15 protein-coding genes are annotated in these 16,570 nt (G+C 63.4%); 3 read left to right on the top strand and 12 right to left on the bottom strand.

The features are described 5' to 3' along the window. Positions 1–46 precede the first annotated feature (46 nt). Complete coding sequence (locus tag RG540_RS11175) at positions 47–946, top strand: LysR family transcriptional regulator (RefSeq protein ID WP_162182801.1); 900 nt, start codon at positions 47–49, stop codon at positions 944–946. A gap of 16 nt (positions 947–962) precedes the next feature. Here RG540_RS11175 and RG540_RS11170 read toward each other — a convergent pair whose 3' ends face one another. From RG540_RS11170 to RG540_RS11125, 10 genes are all read right to left on the bottom strand, one after another. Beyond that, on the bottom strand, positions 963–1,148 hold the full coding sequence (locus tag RG540_RS11170; protein ID WP_038587770.1) for a hypothetical protein: 186 nt from the start codon (positions 1,146–1,148) through the stop codon (positions 963–965). A gap of 115 nt (positions 1,149–1,263) precedes the next feature. Beyond that, positions 1,264–3,102 (bottom strand): allophanate hydrolase, encoded by a 1,839-nt coding sequence (gene atzF / locus RG540_RS11165; RefSeq protein ID WP_038587768.1) that lies wholly within the window; start codon positions 3,100–3,102, stop codon positions 1,264–1,266. Continuing rightward, on the bottom strand, positions 3,099–3,452 hold the full coding sequence (locus RG540_RS11160; protein ID WP_038587764.1) for a cupin domain-containing protein: 354 nt from the start codon (positions 3,450–3,452) through the stop codon (positions 3,099–3,101). Before RG540_RS11160 ends, atzF begins: the two co-directional genes overlap by 4 nt. Further along, entirely contained in the window at positions 3,445–4,128 is a 684-nt protein-coding gene (locus tag RG540_RS11155; protein WP_038587761.1) for a cysteine hydrolase family protein, read from the bottom strand. Before RG540_RS11155 ends, RG540_RS11160 begins: the two co-directional genes overlap by 8 nt. Beyond that, positions 4,128–5,678, bottom strand: coding sequence for an ABC transporter ATP-binding protein (locus tag RG540_RS11150; RefSeq protein WP_038587758.1), 1,551 nt, complete (start codon positions 5,676–5,678; stop codon positions 4,128–4,130). Before RG540_RS11150 ends, RG540_RS11155 begins: the two co-directional genes overlap by 1 nt. Before the next feature lies 1 nt (position 5,679). Further along, positions 5,680–6,735 (bottom strand): cyanuric acid amidohydrolase, encoded by a 1,056-nt coding sequence (gene atzD, locus RG540_RS11145; protein WP_038587755.1) that lies wholly within the window; start codon positions 6,733–6,735, stop codon positions 5,680–5,682. Next, positions 6,735–7,451 carry a biuret amidohydrolase gene (biuH, locus tag RG540_RS11140; protein WP_038587753.1) on the bottom strand — a complete coding sequence of 239 codons (717 nt, stop codon included), beginning with the start codon at positions 7,449–7,451 and terminating at the stop codon, positions 6,735–6,737. The genes atzD and biuH overlap by 1 nt, the downstream gene beginning before the upstream one ends. Positions 7,452–7,477: 26 nt before the next feature. Beyond that, positions 7,478–8,404, bottom strand: a complete 927-nt coding sequence (locus RG540_RS11135; protein WP_038587751.1) for an ABC transporter permease — start codon at positions 8,402–8,404, stop codon at positions 7,478–7,480. 3 nt (positions 8,405–8,407) lie between these two features. Then, a complete protein-coding gene (locus RG540_RS11130) occupies positions 8,408–9,535 on the bottom strand; it encodes an ABC transporter permease (protein ID WP_038587749.1) in 1,128 nt (375 codons plus the stop codon). Positions 9,536–9,558: 23 nt separating this feature from the next. After that, positions 9,559–10,686, bottom strand: a complete 1,128-nt coding sequence (locus RG540_RS11125) for a BMP family ABC transporter substrate-binding protein (RefSeq protein ID WP_038587747.1) — start codon at positions 10,684–10,686, stop codon at positions 9,559–9,561. A gap of 339 nt (positions 10,687–11,025) precedes the next feature. Between RG540_RS11125 and RG540_RS11120 the strand changes: the two genes are divergently transcribed. Continuing rightward, positions 11,026–11,700, top strand: coding sequence for a GntR family transcriptional regulator (locus tag RG540_RS11120; RefSeq protein WP_038587745.1), 675 nt, complete (start codon positions 11,026–11,028; stop codon positions 11,698–11,700). A 611-nt stretch (positions 11,701–12,311) separates the two neighbouring features. Here RG540_RS11120 and RG540_RS11115 read toward each other — a convergent pair. After that, positions 12,312–13,748, bottom strand: a complete 1,437-nt coding sequence (locus RG540_RS11115; RefSeq protein ID WP_038587743.1) for a M81 family metallopeptidase — start codon at positions 13,746–13,748, stop codon at positions 12,312–12,314. 8 nt (positions 13,749–13,756) lie between these two features. Further along, positions 13,757–14,899, bottom strand: a complete 1,143-nt coding sequence (locus RG540_RS11110; RefSeq protein ID WP_244446650.1) for an ROK family transcriptional regulator — start codon at positions 14,897–14,899, stop codon at positions 13,757–13,759. Positions 14,900–15,034: 135 nt separating this feature from the next. Between RG540_RS11110 and RG540_RS11105 the strand changes: the two genes are divergently transcribed. Next, the gene (locus RG540_RS11105; protein WP_155414632.1) at positions 15,035–16,570 is read left to right on the top strand and encodes an ABC transporter substrate-binding protein; all 1,536 of its coding nucleotides are present in this window, start codon (positions 15,035–15,037) and stop codon (positions 16,568–16,570) included.

The following is a 16,570-nucleotide window of genomic DNA, read 5'->3' as shown; positions in this document are numbered from 1 at the left end:
TTGAAGAATTTCCAATAATCCATTACATCAAGGCATGACTTTGGATGTGCGATCGGCTCAAATCGTTCTGGAATGCGCGCGGCGCGGCAGCCTCGGCGCGGCCGCCACTGCCTTGAACATGACCCAGCCGGCGATCACACGCATGCTGAAGCGGCTGGAGGACAGCTATGGCGTTCCCCTCTTCGAGCGCACCACCCGCGGCGTGGTGCCGACCGTGTTCGGCGATGCGCTGCTGCCCTATGCCAAACTGGTCGTTTCCGAGATCGGCAATGCGACGGACGTCATCCAGCAGATGCGGGGCGCCAGCCGCGGCGTGGTACGGATCGGCGGGGTGGCGAGCGTCGTCAGCGGCTTCATCATCGCCGTCATCCGCGAGATGCGCAAACAGCATCCGGAAGTCCGGTATCAGGTCATCGAGGATCTCGAGGACCGGGTGCTGGAAGGGCTGAAGGGCGGCACGATCGATATCGCGATTTCGCCGGAGCCCTATCTCGACGACGATATCATCATCGCAACGCCTGATATCATGCACGATACGGTCTCGGTCTTTGCCAGCTCCGATCACCCTGTCATCCAGCGGGAGCATGTGACGCTTGCCGAAGCGGCAGGCTTCGACTGGGCCATGCCGCCGCCGGGAACACCGACCGTCCGGGAATGGCAGCGGCGTTTCCACGACAATGCGCTGGAGCCGAGCGCGCCCTCGATCATCTCCCGCTCGGTGCCGGTTCTGAAGGCCGCGGTGCTTTCGGAAGCGCTATGCTGCTGGATGCCGCTGCCTCTTGTCCGGGAAGAGGTGGAACGGGGCAATATGGCACGCGTCAACGTGCCCGAACTCGACTGGCAGCGGACGTTTCGCGTCTACCGCCGCAAGAAGGGCCTGATGACGCCGCCGACGGTCAATCTGCTGCAATGCATCCGCCGCATCAGCGAGACATGGACGATGTAGCGCAGAACGGCTGGGGCTATTTCTGCTTGGTGCCCGCGCTCTTGCCGTCCGAGCTCTTCGACCTTTCCTCGAACCGGTCGGCGCCCTTGGCAAGATCCGAACCCTTTTGGGCTTCGACCTTCTTTTCTTCCTTGCGGGTGCTCTGCTTCAAACCGCGCGCCGCTTCACGTCCCTTTTCGGTTGGTGCCTGTTCGATACCCATGATTTCTCCTCCAGCGCCTGATTGGCGCAGCAGTCGAACGGACGGCACGTGAAGGCGTTCCCACACACCCGCATCTTTTCCGGATCTGTGTGCCCTCGCGGTCATCTGCCGCAGATCAAGCTGTCTTGCCGACCCGCGGCAGCGATGCGAACTCCTTGAGATAGGCCCGCCAGCCGCCGAAGGCGGTGATGTCGAGCGCGCCCTGAAGCGCGAACGGTTCGGCGAGAAATCCCTTGGCCGAGGTGCCGTCCGAGAGCGTGATGGTGCCGATGCCGAGCGGCGACGGGATCGCTGCGACAAACAGGCCGAAGGCTGCCGGGGTCAGTTTCCAAACCTCGACCTCGATTTCTCCACCTTCGCCTTCGGCGACGCGGACCATACCGGGTTTCGGCGGCACGGTGCCGGCAAGCGCGTAAAGCTTATAGGCGGCGGAGGTGTGCGCGACGCGGGAGAAGGTGCCGGCGAGATCGGTAAGCTGATGGTTGAGCGGCATGCCGGAAAGGTGAGCACCGACCACGATGACGTCGATCAGGTCATCGCTGGCGACGATTGCGGGCATTTCCGATGGCGCGGGAAGCAGCCAGCCAGTGGCGCCGAGGGTGAGCCCGCTCGCCTGGTGAAGGTCACGGGCCAGTGACGCGGTGAGTCCGTCGTGGCCGAAGGGAGCGAGCAGCGTGACGCTTGCCGGCAGGCCGTCGGCCCGGGTGCCGGTCGGCACGGCGATGCCGCACATGTCGAGCAGATTGACGAAGTTGGTATAGGTGCCGAGCCGCGAGTTTTCCCGGATCGGCTCCGCCTCCAGATCGGCAACCGTGTAGTGGGTCGGCGCCGTCGGCACGCAGAAGAGATCGACGGAGGCGATCACCGGCGCCAGTGTCTTCTTCAGGGGCTGCAGTGCATAAAAGCCCTTGAAGGCGTCGGCTGCGGAGAGCGATTTGGCGCCGCCATAGATTTTTCGCGTTACCGGGTGGAAGCTTTCTTCCCTGGTGTCGAAGAACGGCTTTACCGCCGCATAACGCTCGGCCACCCAAGCGCCTTCATAGAGAAGATTGGCGACCTTGTAGAATTCGCCGAAGGGCACTTCGACGATGCGGTGTCCGAGCCTTGTCAGCATCACCACGGCGTCGCCATACGCGGCCTCCATCACGGTATCGCCGAAGAACTGCAGGTCTGCCTTGGCAGGCACGCCGACCGTCAGTACCGGTGGCGCGGAGCCGAATCCGGTCGCCGGAACCGCCTTCGAATAGGCGTCCGTCTCGTCGTATTTCGCGGCGACGGAGAAGACCGTCCAGGCGTCGTCTGCGGTCAGTGCGAAGATCGAGACGCAGTCGAGCGTGCGGCAGGCGGGAATGACGCCTGTGGTCGATAGCGCGCCAACGCTCGGCTTCAGCCCGACGATATTGTTGAGGCCGGCCGGGATGCGCCCCGAACCGGCGGTATCGGTGCCAAGCGCGAAGCTGACGATGCCCTGCGCCGTCGCCACCGCTGAGCCGGAAGAGGAGCCGCCCGGCACGAGTTTCGCATCGACGGCATTTCTCGGGATCGGATAGGGCGAGCGTACCCCGGCAAGACCGGTCGCGAACTGGTCGAGATTGGTCTTGCCGATGACGATCGCACCGGCTGCCTTGAGCAGGCCGACCACGGTCGCGTCTCTTTCGGGCATGTAGGCATAGTCCGGGCAGGCGGCGGTGGTCGGCATGCCGGCGACGTCGATATTGTCCTTCACCGCGAAGGGAATGCCGAACAGCGGTTTTTCGGGATCGAAGGCGCCGAGTTTGTCGGCTTCCGCAAGGACGGCGTTTTTGTCGGCCAGATGGATGAAGATGCCCGGATCGTCGACCTCGGCGATCCGTGCGAAAACCGCTTCGACGACTTCCGCGACGCTGCCGCCATCCTGGTAGAATGCGTGAAGCGAGGCGATATCGAAGGCTTGTGTCTTTTCCGGCAGGCTCATGCCATTTCCTCTTCCAGTATTGTCACCGGCCGGTCCCACTGGATCAGCACGACGCAGCCGGTATCGCTCCAGACGGAGTGTTCGGTGCCGGGCGCATTGACGATATAGCTGCCGCGGCCGTAGTCGCCAGCCTCGTCGGATTGCACGCCTTCGAGCACCAAGATGGTTTCGAGGCCCTCATGGCGATGGCGGGGAACGCCGGCGCCGGCCTCGTATTTCAGCAGCGCCACGCCCGGCTGGTCGCCCTCGAAGGGGCGGATCCAGTGGATGGTGACCTCGTCGCGGAAGGGCTCGAATTCCAAGTCTTTCCAGCCGCCTAACGTCAAGAGTTCGCGGGTTGATTCAGGCATTGGTCGTCCCCTTTGGCGCGATCCCTTCCAGAATGTCGTCCACATGGGCGGTCCAGCCGACGATCGCGCCCTGGGCGCGGATCATCGCGATGGCCGCCGCCTTGAACTCAGGAAAATAGCTCTCGGTCGCCTCTTCGGCGAGCAGGCATTCGTAACCGCGATCGTTCGCCTCGCGCATCGTCGTCTGGACGCAGACTTCCGTTGTCACGCCGGCGAAGACGAGCTGATTTATGCCCTTCGCCTTCAGAACCTCGCCGAGTTCGGTGGCGTAGAAGGCGCCCTTGCCGGGCTTTTCGATCACCACTTCGCCGTCGATCGGCGCGAGTTCAGAAATGATTGCCGTACCGGGCTCGCCGGAAATCAGCACGCGGCCCATGGGGCCGACATCGCCGATCCTGAGCGTCGGATTGCCCCGATCACGCTTGGCGGGCGGCAGGTCGGATAGATCAGGCTTGTGGCATTCCATCGTGTGAATGACCGGCAGGCCGGCATCGCGAAAACCCTGGATGAGGCGTTTGACGTCCGGCACGATTTTGGTGATGCGCCCGACATCGTTGCCGAGGCTGGCGCCGAAACCGCCGGGCTCGGCAAAATCGCGCTGCATGTCGATGACGATGAGTGCCAGTGCCTCGGGTTTCGCAGGAAAGGCGAAGGGTTCTGCCTTGATCTGACCCATCAGTGATGCCCCGCCATATGGGCGCCGATGACGCCGATATCGGCAGCGCGGATCGGAGTTTCGTAGACCAGCTTGCCCTCCGAGATCACCATGATGCGGTCCGACATTTCCAGCAGCTCGTCGAGGTCTTCGGAGAGCAGCAGCACGGCGGTGCCCGAGTTGCGGGCTCTCATGATGCGGGCGCGGATTTCCGCCACGGCGGAGAAATCGAGGCCGAAACAGGGGTTGGAGACGATCAGCAGATCGACATCGCCGGTCAGTTCGCGGGCGAGCACGGCGCGCTGCACGTTGCCGCCGGAGAGGGCGGCAATCGGCGAGGAGGACGAGGCGGTCTTTACCTTGAAATCCGAGATCAGCGACGAGGCGCGCTTCTTCATCTCGCCCTTGTTCAGCCAGATGGCATCCTTGCCGTCACCCTTCAGGTCGAAGGTGCGGAAGGCGAGATTTTCGCTGACCGTCATTTTTGGCGCACAGGCGTTCTGCAGCGGCTCTTCGGGAATGAAGCGGACATTGTTCTTGCGGGTCTCGGGCCGGGTGGCGCCATAGGTTTCGCCGTTGACAGTCACGGTGCCCCTGTCGGTCGGGCGCTGGCCGGCGAGGATTTCGGTCAACTCCTTCTGGCCATTGCCGGAAATGCCGGCAATGCCGACGATCTCGCCGGAGCGGACCGTCAGGTTGTCGATCTCGATCGTCTTCAGGCCGGAGCGGTCCGGCGCCTTGACCTGTTCGACCTTCAGCACCGATTTCGCCGCCTCCGGCACGGGCAGGCGGCTGTCGAGTTCGGCGAGCTTGACGTCGCCGATCATCATTGCCGCCATGTCGGAGGTCGAGAGTTCGCTGACCTTGCCGGTGCCGACCAGCTTGCCACGGCGCAGGATCGATACGGCGTCGGCAAACTTGGTCACCTCGTGGAACTTGTGGCTGATCATCAGCACGGTCAGTTCGCCGCGTTCGGTCATGCCGCGCACGATGCCGAGCATCTCGTCAGCTTCGGCCGGGGTCAGCACCGAGGTCGGTTCGTCGAGGACCAGGAAGGAGCGGCCGAGATAGAGTTGCTTGACGATCTCCAGCTTCTGCTTTTCGCCGGCCGCGAGCTCACTTACCGGCCGTTCGAGCGGGATCTGGAACGGCATCCGCTCCATGAACGCGGCAAGATCCTTGCGCTCCTTCGCCCAATTGATCACCGAGGGCACGGACGTGCGGCTGATCACCAGGTTCTCCGCACCCGTCAACGAGGGAACCAGCGTGAATTGCTGGTAGACCATGCCAAGCCCGTAGGTCGCGGCATCCTTCGGCGAGGCGACCGAGACCTCGCGGCCGTCGACCGAAAGGGAGCCGGATGTCGCGTGGTAGAAGCCCATGATGCATTTGACGAGCGTCGACTTGCCGGCGCCGTTTTCGCCGAGCAGCGCGTGGAACGAGCCGGCGGGCACGCTGATCGAGACGTTGTCGAGCGCGGTGAACGAGCCGAAGCGCATGGTCATGCCGAGCGTCTCGATGCCGACGGCCTTGCCTGTCTGCGGGAGTGGGGTATCGCGAACGATGCTCACTTCAAGTCTCCTTTTCGACGATAATAGCGACGGGGCCGCCGCCGGGTGGTCCCTGGTGCTCGGCGCCGCCCGAGACGTAGAGGTCGGTGATGCCGAAAACGCCAGCGAGAACGCCGCCGACGAAAGCGCGGGCGTGGCGCGTGCCGGAAATGTCGGAATCGTCCAGCATTGTATGGCGTTTGCCGCCGATCTTGCCGGAAGGGTCCGGCTCGGCCTTGGCGAGAACCGCTGCAAGGCGGCTGTTTTCCGGCAGGCGTTCACGCGCCCGGCGGACTGAATGTGCGTCGATCGCGTTTTCCATGACCGCATGATCGATCGCGAACGGGCCGGACCATTGGGAGCTCATGCCAAGCACGATGATCTCGTGGTCGATCAGTTCGACGCCGGCCGATGTCGAGGCGCAATTCGAGAAGAGGTCAAAACGGATACCGATATCGGCATCGGCGATTTCCGCTTCGTCGACCTCGCCGAGCGCCACCGCGACGCCGAGCGCGGAGGCGCCGCGCGACAGGCCCATCGACTTCAGCGTGTCGCGGGTCGCGACGGTGGCGCCCGCGGCCTCCGCCTCGGAGATCCGGCGCGACGTCAGCAGCGGGCATTTGATCTGGACGAAATGCACATCCGCCGGGTCGTCGATACCGGCATCCCGCATCGCCATCCTGACCCCATCGGCGACGAGCAGAACCTGTTGCCGGCGTCCGAGATGATGGGTGGGCAGAACGGGTGTGCGGGAGGCACCGATTGCGAGCGCTCGTTCGCCGGGCGCTTCCACAGTTTCGCGGGTGAAGATCGTCCAGTGCGGCGAAAGCGCGCCTTCGGTTCCACCCGACATGACGGTTGAAACCCCATCGACACCATGCCTGTGGAACAGGTCCTCGAAGCTGCGGGTCGCGTATCCACGGCTGAAATCGTTGACGCAGCCGTTGCCTTCGGTCTTGCCGAGCACCGCCACGACATTCTTGACCGCAAGGCCGCCCGCAAACAGCGCCTCGACGCCGGCGACATCGTCCGGGCCGTCGGCGGGTATGCGATAAACGTGGGCACGCAGGGAGGACATCAGGGCAGGGCCTTCACGAGCGCATCGGAGTTGGAGACGGCACCGAAGACGCCGCCCTGCATCTTGACCATCTTGATGGCGGCGAGGTGGTTGCCGTAGTCGGTGGCGCCGCAGCAGTCTTCCAGCATCAGGCATTCGAAGCCGCGGTCGTTCGCCTCGCGCATCGTGGTCGAGACGCAGACATCGGTGGTGATGCCGGTCAGCACGATGTTTTCGATGCGCTTCTGGTTGAGGATAAGTTCCAGGTCGGTGGCGCAGAAGGAACCCTTGCCCGGCTTGTCGATGATGACTTCGCCTTCGATCGGATAGAGTTCCTCGATGATGTCCCAGCCGGGTTCGCCGCGGGTGAGGATGCGGCCGCAAGGGCCAGGATCGCCGATTCCCGCGCCGATACGCTGCGAACGCCAGCGCTTGTTGGCCGGCAGGTCGGCAAGGTCCGGACGGTGGCCTTCGCGGGTATGGATGATGTGGTAGCCTTTTGCGCGCATGGCGGCGAGGACGCGTTTGATCGGCTCGATCGGCGCCTGCACCAGCGACAGGTCGTAGCCCATGTGGTCGACATAACCGCCCTTGCCGCAGAAGTCGGTCTGCATGTCGATGATGATCAGCGCGGTGTTGTCGGGCCGGAGTGCGCCGTTATAGGGCCAGGCATAGGGATCGGCGTCGATATAGCTGAGTGTCTGGCCAGCCACCACGGCGGGGGAAAGGCTGTTCATCGGGTCTCTCCAATTCGGTTTGCGGCCTATTTCGTCAGCGACAACGCGCCCGGCGCACCGGCAAGCGAGCGGGTGGGCGACGAGGTCGCGATCAGGATGATGAGGGTGAGCACGTAAGGCGCCGCGTAGAACAGGTAATAACCCTGCGTCACGCCGACGGATTGCAGGGCAGGGCCGAGTGCGCCGGCACCGCCGAACAGCAGCGCGGCGAGGAAGCAGCCGATCGGGTTCCAGCGGGCGAAGATCACCAGCGCCACCGCCATCAGGCCTTGTCCGGAGGAAATGCCCTCGTTCCAGGAGCCGGGGTAGAAGAGCGACAGGTAGGCGCCGCCGATCGCCGCGAGCGATCCGCCGGCGGCGGTCGCCAGGAGCCGGACGCGGTCGGGGTTGATGCCCATGGCGCGGGCGGCATCGGTGCTGTCGCCGACGACACGCAGGATGAGCCCGATACGGGTGTTCTTGAAGGCCCAGAACAGGAAAAGGGCCAGCGCCGCCCCGATGAAGAACAGCACGTTGATGTTGAGCGCCGCCTGAACCTGCGGCACGGCCGACCAGGTTCCGAGCGGGATGGAGGGCAGTTTCGGCGCCACCGGCTGGATGAAGGATTTTCCGAGGAAAAAGGCGAGGCCCAGGCCGAACTGCATCATGGCGATCCCGATGGCGATGTCGTTGACCTTGGGCCATTTGCAGATCCAGCCGTGGATCGTGCCGAACAGGGCACCGGTCGCCATCGCGGCCAGCACGCCCAAGGTTGGCGAACCGGTCATCACAGCCACGGCATAGGCGGTCATGGCGCCGAAAACGAGCGTGCCTTCAAGCCCGAGATTGATCCGGCCGGAGCGCTCGGTGATCGTCTCGCCGAGCGAGACGAAGATGAATGGGGTGGAAACGCGGATTGCGCCTGCGAAGATCGCCAGTGGCACGCCCCAGAGGCCGATACCTGTGTCTTCCATCGGTCAGCTCCTTTTCCAGAGGTCAGGATTGAAGATCTTGAAGCGGCCGTAAAAGGTCTCGCAGAAGAGGATGACGATGAAGAGCGTGCCCTGCAGCACCAGGACCGTCGCATCGGGCAGGCCCATGCGCCGCTGGATCAGGCCGCCCGAGGCGGAGATGCCGCCGAGCAGGATGGCGACCGGAATGATCGCCAGCGGATTGTGGCGAGCCAGGAAGGCAACGAGGATGCCGGTGTAACCGTAACCGGCGGCAAGCGAGGCATTGGCGCTGCCCTGCACCGCTGCGACCTCGATCATGCCGGCGAGGCCGGCGAAACCGCCGGCAATGGCGGTGAAACCGACGATCAGCTTGCCGACCGGAAGGCCCTGGATCTGCGCGGCGCGGACATTGCCGCCGGCGATGCGGGCCGCGAAACCGTAGCTGGTGATCTCGATCAGCACCCAGGAGAGGATGCAGGCGACGACGCCGATGACGAGGCCCCAGTGGACGTCCATGCCGGGGATCTGGCCGAGCATGTATTCCTTCGGCAGGGGTTTGGTGGATGGCTTGTTGAGGCTCGCCGGATCGCGCAGCAGCCCTTCGACGAACTGGTTCATCAGGGCAATCGCGATATAGGCCAGAAGCAGCGATGAGATCGTCTCGTTGACGCCGCGATAGTGGCGCAGGAAACCGGCAAAGCCGATCCATATGCCACCGACGACCATGGCGGCGAAACCCATGAAGATGAAGAGCACGATCGGCGGCACCACGCCGACGAAGGGAATGGCGCTGGCCGCCGCCGCGACGCCGCCGAGCACGACCGCGCCCTCCGCGCCGATGATGACGAGGCCAAGCCTTGCCGGCAGCGCGACGCAGAGTGCGGTCAGCAGCAGCGGTGCGGCGCGGGACAGGCTGTTCTGGATCGAGAACCAGCTTCCGAAACCGCCCGTATACATGAGCTGGAAAAGGGTGAGCGGCGATTTGCCGACCGCCAGGATGAAGAGGGAGAAAAGCGCCAGGCCGATCAGGATCGCCACCAGCCCGATCGCCACGGGCTCAGCCCGTCGCGCCAGCCATTCGAGGAGGGGGCGCAGCGAAGCTCCGCTCCCCGTTGCTATCGATAGTCCCGGATCGTTCGCTTCGACCGTCATGGCGCTTCTCCTTCACCTCGAGATCAGGACGTGGACCCGACGACGCCCTCGACCAGGTAACCCATGCTTTCGAGTTCGATCGCATCCTCGGCGAAGGCGGTGCCGGCGGTGACGACGACATTGCCCTTGTTGTCCTTGATCGGGCCCTTGAAGACCGAGAACTTGCCAGCCATGATCTCGGCAAGCGTCGCCTCGAACTTCTTGCGGCCTTCCGCGGAAACGGCCGGTCCGAGCGGGCTCATCTTGACGAAGCCGTCCTTCAGGCCGCCGCGGACGAAATTGCCGAGCTTGCCGCCGCTCTGGGCTGCCTTGATGAAGTTCGTGTAGACATTGCCCCAGGCCCATTCGGCGCCGGTCAGGTATTTATCCTTGGCAAGCGCGCTCTGGTCGGCATGGTAGCCGCAGACGAAGGCGCCGCGGCGGGCAGCCGTCTCGACGACGACTTTCGGGCTGTCCACGTGGCAGGTGATGACGTCGGCGCCCTGGTCGACCAGCGCGTTGGTGGCTTCGGCTTCCTTGACGGCGAGCGACCATTCCCCGGTGAAGATCACCTGGCAGGTGATGGTCGGATCGACCGAACGGGCGCCGAGCAGGAAGGAATTGATGTTCTGGACCACCTGCGGGATGGGCTTGGCCGCAACAAAGCCGATCTTTTTGCTCTTGGTCGCGTAACCGGCGGCGATGCCGTTCAGATACTGGCCCTGGCCGATATAGCCGAAATAGGAGCCGGTATTCATCGGGTTCTTGCCCTCCTGCCAGAGGCCGCCGCAATGGCGGAACTGCATCTTCGGATATTTCGCAGCCATGGCCAGCATGTGGGGGTCGAAATAACCGAAGGAGGTCGGGAAGAGCAGGGTGGCGCCGTCGAGGTTGATCATCGACTCCATGGTCTTCTGGACGTCGACGGTTTCCGGAACGTTTTCCTCTTCGACCAGCGTGATGCCCGGCATCTTCTTGATGACGGCCGCACCCTCGGCATGCGCCTGGTTGTAGCCATAGTCGTCCTTCGGGCCGACATAGATGAAGCCGACGGTGAGCGCGGTCTGCGCCATGGCCTGCGAACCGAGCAGGCCGGGCACGGTGCCGGCAGCCAGGCCGGCAGCGGAAGCCTGGAGAAAATTGCGGCGGTTCATGGGAAGGAGTTTGGTCATCGGCATGCTCCTTGCGGCTCTGGGCCGGTTTCGAACGGGTACAGTAAAGTGCATGCAATGTGCGTGCCAGAATTCAAGCCACTGTTATTGAACAGAAATTCTACAACCCAGAAACTTTGAAAAGAAAAGTGCATACAGATTCATCGCGTTTCCGCTTAAGAAATAATCAATAGTTATTATTTGTTCAGCAATCCGCCGGAGGGGCAATACGGCAATCGCCGGTGGTGCCTTTCCGACATTGGAAAGCTGAAAATTAACGTGATGTTGGCGGCGTTATTTGACTTATCGAGTCCGGAACGGCATCTGTATGCAAATTGTAAGGTCAAGTAGAATCGTCCCGTGAAGCAGGTCAGGCGCAGAGAAGTCATCCGTACCGGAACCACCGTCGAGCAGATGGTGCGGGCGATTGCCGACATGATCGTCACCGGCGCCCTCCTGCCGGGCGAGAAGCTCGACGAGATCTCGCTCGCCTCCCGTTTCGAGGTTTCTCGCACGCCGGTGCGCGAGGCCCTGCGCGAACTCGGCGCCATGGGGCTTGTCGGCCGCGAGCCGAACCGCAGCGCCGTCGTCACCAATGTCACCGGGACCTATCTGCACTCGATGTTCGAGGCGATGGCCGAGCTCGAAGGTATTTGCGCCCGGTTATCGGCGGAGCGGATGACGGTCGACGAGCGGCGGGCGCTGGAACTCGAACATCGCGGTTCGATGCGGCTCGTGCATGCCGGTGCCGAAGAAGAGTATGCTGCGCACAATACCGAATTCCACACAAGGCTTTATCGCGGCGCCCATAACGACCACGTCTTCGAGATGGTGACGCAGACGCGGGCGCGGCTGGCACCTTTCCGCCGCGCGCAGTTCCGCCTGCCGGGGCGCCTTGCGAAATCCTATGAGGAACACGACCAGATCGTCACCGCCATCATCCGCGCCGATACGGTCGCGGCAGGGCAGGCGGCCTATTCGCATGTGGCGATCGTCAGCGACGCCAGCTCGGTGTTTGCGGCTGCCGGGGAATAGTCGGCCGGTCAACGTCACGACCTCTTTTCCAGACAGCACTTTTGGCCGCACGGATGAAAATCCGGCGGTTCCGTTTTGCGGGAATGGGGCAGGCGGGGTATTTCGGGGTATTGGGTATTCAGGCTTTCCGCCTGCCCCGGTCGCTTCTGCGTTTGCGGGGATTGTCAGGCCCCTTGAACCGCCTCCTCGACCATCACCGGAAACCGGACCTTGCGAGCCGGATGATGCGGCCGGTTCGCGAACCCGGTTTCCCATCCGATGACGGGGGGATTATGCGAGCGATTGCGGGATGCGGGGACGCGCGGGGAAAAGGATAGCGGCTAAGTGTTTGAAAGCCGCCGGAAGAGTTTTTCAGGAGCGCTGAAAGCGTCCCCGTTTTGGGTGGGATGCTCATCGGAGCAATTAGCGAGGTGGTGCGCTTTCTGTGTCACCTTGGCGCCAGCCTCTCATTCCCTCATTCCTGTGCTTGTCACAGGAATCCAGTGCGCCCAAGTCCTTGGGCGCGGAAGACTCCTTTCACCGCGCAGACGCGCCGTGGCTGGATTCCTGTGACAAGCACAGGAATGAGGGAGGGTGGGAAACCCTCGTCTTCAAAGCCGCTTCGTGCATCGTCACTTCGACCTTGCCGAGACAAACACCTGCGGCTCGTAGGCGAAATCCTTGTCGAAGGGATAGGTCGGCTTCAGCTTGCGGTGGCGTTCCAGGCGCTCGACGAACTGGTCGACGACGCCCGGCGACAGGGCCATCAGGTTCGGGTTGGCGATCGGCGCCAGCTCGGGCGAGAGGTAACCCGACTTGACGACGATGATCTTGGCGCCGTTCGGGTCGAGGCCGAGGCGGGTGAAATCGGCGATGTAGTGGTAGGGGCGGCGCTTGGCGGAGAGGACGAGTTCGATGCCGTCGATGGCGACGACGGTCTGCCGATCGGCAAGGTCGGGCGTCTCGTGGAGGAACTGGACCTTGACCTTCGCCTTGACCGGCTGACTGCCAATCGTATCGAGCGTTGCGCCGATCGTGAGGTCGAGTTCGGCGCCGACGCCGGCCGCGTAGCAGGCCTCGGTTGCTGCCTTGTCGGCGATGCCGGCGAAAACGACGCCGGTTGCCTTTTTCGCGATCAGGTCGGCCAGCACCTCGGCGCGGTCGCCGACACCGCCGCCGGTCGGATTGTCGCCGGATTCGGCGAGCACGACCGGCGCGGTTTTCGAGGCGATCGCCTTGTCGACGCATTCCTCAATCGAACCGGTCTCGCAGCCGAACACGAATTTTTCACGCGCATCCCAATAGGCCCGGGCGACGCGCCTGGCTTCCCGTTCGAGCACAGCGCGGTCGGTGCCGGTCATGATCGCGGCGGCGGTGCCGCGCGGTTCGTCGGCCCAGACGTAACCGACCATCAGCGAGGCATCCCAGACGCCGTCGATCGCATCGATTTCCGGCATCATTTCGTAAAGGCTCTTGGCCGGCTCATCGACGGTCGAGGTGCGTTCGCCGGGCAATACGACCGGGATCGGCGCCCAGAGTAGCACCGGCTTGACGCCGGTCTTCAGGCTCTCGACCAGCATCTTCACCGAGCGGCGCATGGTCTCTTCCACGTCGATATGCGGCGCGGTGCGGTAGGTGGAATACATGTCGAGCGCATCGATAATCCGGTGGCTGACATTGCCGTGCAGGTCGTAGCTGGCCGAGACCGTGCAGTCCGGTCCGACCAGGTCGCGGGCGGCGGTGATCCAGTCGCCCTCGGCATCTTCCATGCCCTGCACATACATGGCGCCGTGCATGGCGAGGTAGAGGCCGTCGAGCGGCAGCAGGGGCTTCAGCCGGTCGAGGAATTCGGCCTTGAAGCGCTCGTAGGTCGAGCGGGAGACCGGGCCGCCGGCAATGGCGCGGCAATGGATGGTGGGCAGGAACTCGGCGTCGTAATCCTTGAGGAAGGCGAAATAGGGCGCTGCCGTCAGGTCGTCGCCGCGCACGACGCGAAAATCCTTTTCCTCGTTGAGAACCGGATTATAGGTGCTGCATTCGATATGGATGCCGCCGACAGCGATACGCATGGGAAACCTCAGTTGGAGTTTGGGCCGATCAGGAAATTATGGGCTGCGATGCTGGCCGCACCCCGCGCCCAGACATCGCCATCGACGCGCTTGATGCGGATCGGCGTCTGGCCGGCGTAACGCGGCAGCACGTTGGTTTCGATCGCCTGGTTGACCACCGTGCCGAACAGGCCGTCGAACGAGCCTTCGACATGGGTGATCAGGATCAGGCCAGGGTCGTTGATCTGGATGAGGTTGGCGATCGAAAGCCCGAGCGCCGAGCCGGCGCGGTGCAGGATGCGGATCGCGGCGGCGTTGCCTGTCGATGCCTCGTATTCGATATCCGACAGCGAGGTGCATTCGAGCCCTTCGGCGCGCGACATTTCCTTGATCGCCTTCATCGAGGAGACCGTGTCGAGGCAGCCGCGCTTGCCGCAGCGGCAGGGGGAGCCGCCGGGCTCGATGGTGCAATGGGCAATTTCGCCGGCGCCGCCGTGATTGCCGCGATAGAGCTTGCCGTCGATGAAATGGGCGCAGCCTATGCCGTCGCCGAGCGAGACGACGCTGAAACTCTGGATTTCGCGGGCGCTGCCGAACAGTTTTTCGCTGACGGCGACCGCCTTCGCGTCGTTCTCGATGAAGGTCTCGATGCCGCAACGCTCGCGGATGATCTTTGCCAGCGGCACGTCCTGCCAGCCGAGCAGGGTGGATTGCACGCAATTGGCCTGGGATTCGTCGACGAAGCCTGAGAGCGCCACGCCGATGCCCGAGAGCTTTTCCTTTGCGTCCGGGTGCGCTTCGAGCAGGCTCGGCAGGCCCTCGGTGATCGCCTGCGCAATCACATGCGGATCGCGTGACAGCGGTATCGACTGGCGGGCGATGATCTTGCCGTTCAGGTCGCTGAGGATCATCGGCGCCGGATCTTCGAGCAGCGAGATGCCGACGAAGAAGGCGCATTCCGGATGCAGGTCGAGCCGAACCGAAGGTCGGCCCTGGCCGTAGACCGTCTCGGTCTCGTGCAGCACGCCGAGGTCGATCAGGTCGCGGGCAATGCCGCTCATCGCCGCTTTGCTCAGGCCCAGCAGGTTCGCCATCTCGGTGCGGCTGAGCGGGCCGGACTCGCTGATGACGCGCACGAGCTGGCGCTGGGAGGAGGTGAGCAGAGCGTTCAAGGCAGTTGTTTTCTGTTTGTGAAGGTGGGTTGACACTAAGTTCAGAAAATGAACAAATCAACGCCAATAAATTATAAAAATGATCTAAGGCGGCAACGACCGCCCTCGTGTCAACAAAACCAAGGGTGAACGACCATGACCATGTTCCTGAAAAGTCGCCATTTCGCGCTCGCCTGCGCGGTTGCTGGTAGCCTCGTGTTTCCGGTTGCGGCAAGCGCCGCGACGCTCAACGTGATGCAGACCGAAGCCCCGCGCTCCATGGATCCGGGCGACCAGACCGCCACCTATACCGCCGCTCTCCTCGACCCGATGTACGAAGGCCTCGTCAAGCGCGATCCCGATCTGTCGCTGAAGCCCGCGCTCGCCACCGAATGGTCGGCAGATGCTTCCGGTCTCGTCTGGACCTTCAAGCTGCGTCCGGGCGTTAAGTTCCATGACGGCACGGCCTTCGATGCCGATGCCGTGGTCAAGAATTTCACCCGTCACCTCGACACCAAGCGCGGCCTTGCCGCCAGCGGCCGGTTGCGGACCTTCCTCGAAGGTGTCACCGCCGTCGATCCGATGACCGTGCAGTTCAAGCTGAAGACGCAGTATCCGGCTTTCCTCGCGCTACTCTCGACCGGGCCCTGCCTGATGGTCAGCCCGACCGCCGATGCGGCCGGCACGGTCGGCTCCAAGGCCGTCGGCACCGGTCCCTACAAGCTGCAGGAATACAAGTCCGGCGAATACGTGCTGCAGGCCAAGAATTCCGATTGGTGGGGCGGCGCGCCGAAGGGCGAGGATCAGATCAAGTGGACCTGGACGGCCGAGCCTTCGGTCATGAACATGGCGCTGCAGACGGGTGATGCCGACGTGATCAATCCGTTCCCGGCCGCGTTTGCCGCGCAGGTCAAGGCAAACCCTGAGATGAAGCTATCGACGACCGACGGTTCGGCCGTGTTCTGGGTCTCGCTCAATACCAAGCTGAAGCCGCTCGACGACGTGCGCGTCCGCCAGGCGCTGAATTATGCGACCGACCGCGAAGGCCTCGTCAAGGCGTTCATGAACGGTTATGCGACACCGGCCAACTCGCCGCTCGCGCCGGTCACCCCCGGCTATGACAAGACGCTCAATCCCTATCCGTACAATATCGAGAAGGCCAAGCAGCTCCTGAAGGAGGCCGGTTATCCGGACGGTTTCGCGATGTCGACCATCGTGCAGGAGCAGGAAGCCCGTATCGGCGAACTGCTGCAGGCGATGTGGGCCAAGGCCGGCGTCAAGCTGGACGTGCGCAAGATGGAAGGCGGCGTCTGGTCGAAGGCGGCCTTCCAGGATCCGGCCGGCAAGGAGAAGGACAATATCGGCTCCTCGATCGCCTCCTGGTCGTCGGGCGTCAACGGCGCCGACCTGCAGTTCCGCCCGCTCTACTACACGAAGAGCGCGTCGCCGGCCGGTGCCAACCTCGGCTTCTTCTCCGATACCAAGCTCGATGAATTGATCGACAAGGCGGCTTCGACGCTCGACGAGAAGGCGCGCAACGCGATCTATGTCGACGCCCAGAAGCAGGTGAACGATCAGGCCCCGCATGTTCTGCTCTACACGAAGCAGGACCTGTTTGCGACGCGCGCCGGCGTCAAGGGTGCCTGGGTGATCCCCGGCGGCCTGATCGTCGTCAAGGACGCCAAGAAGTAA

The organism is Neorhizobium galegae bv. orientalis str. HAMBI 540 (genome assembly GCF_000731315.1).
Classification (GTDB): Bacteria; Pseudomonadota; Alphaproteobacteria; order Rhizobiales; family Rhizobiaceae; genus Neorhizobium; species Neorhizobium galegae.
Note: the sequence above shows the minus strand (reverse complement) of the source record. Positions and strands in the feature narration are given on the sequence as shown.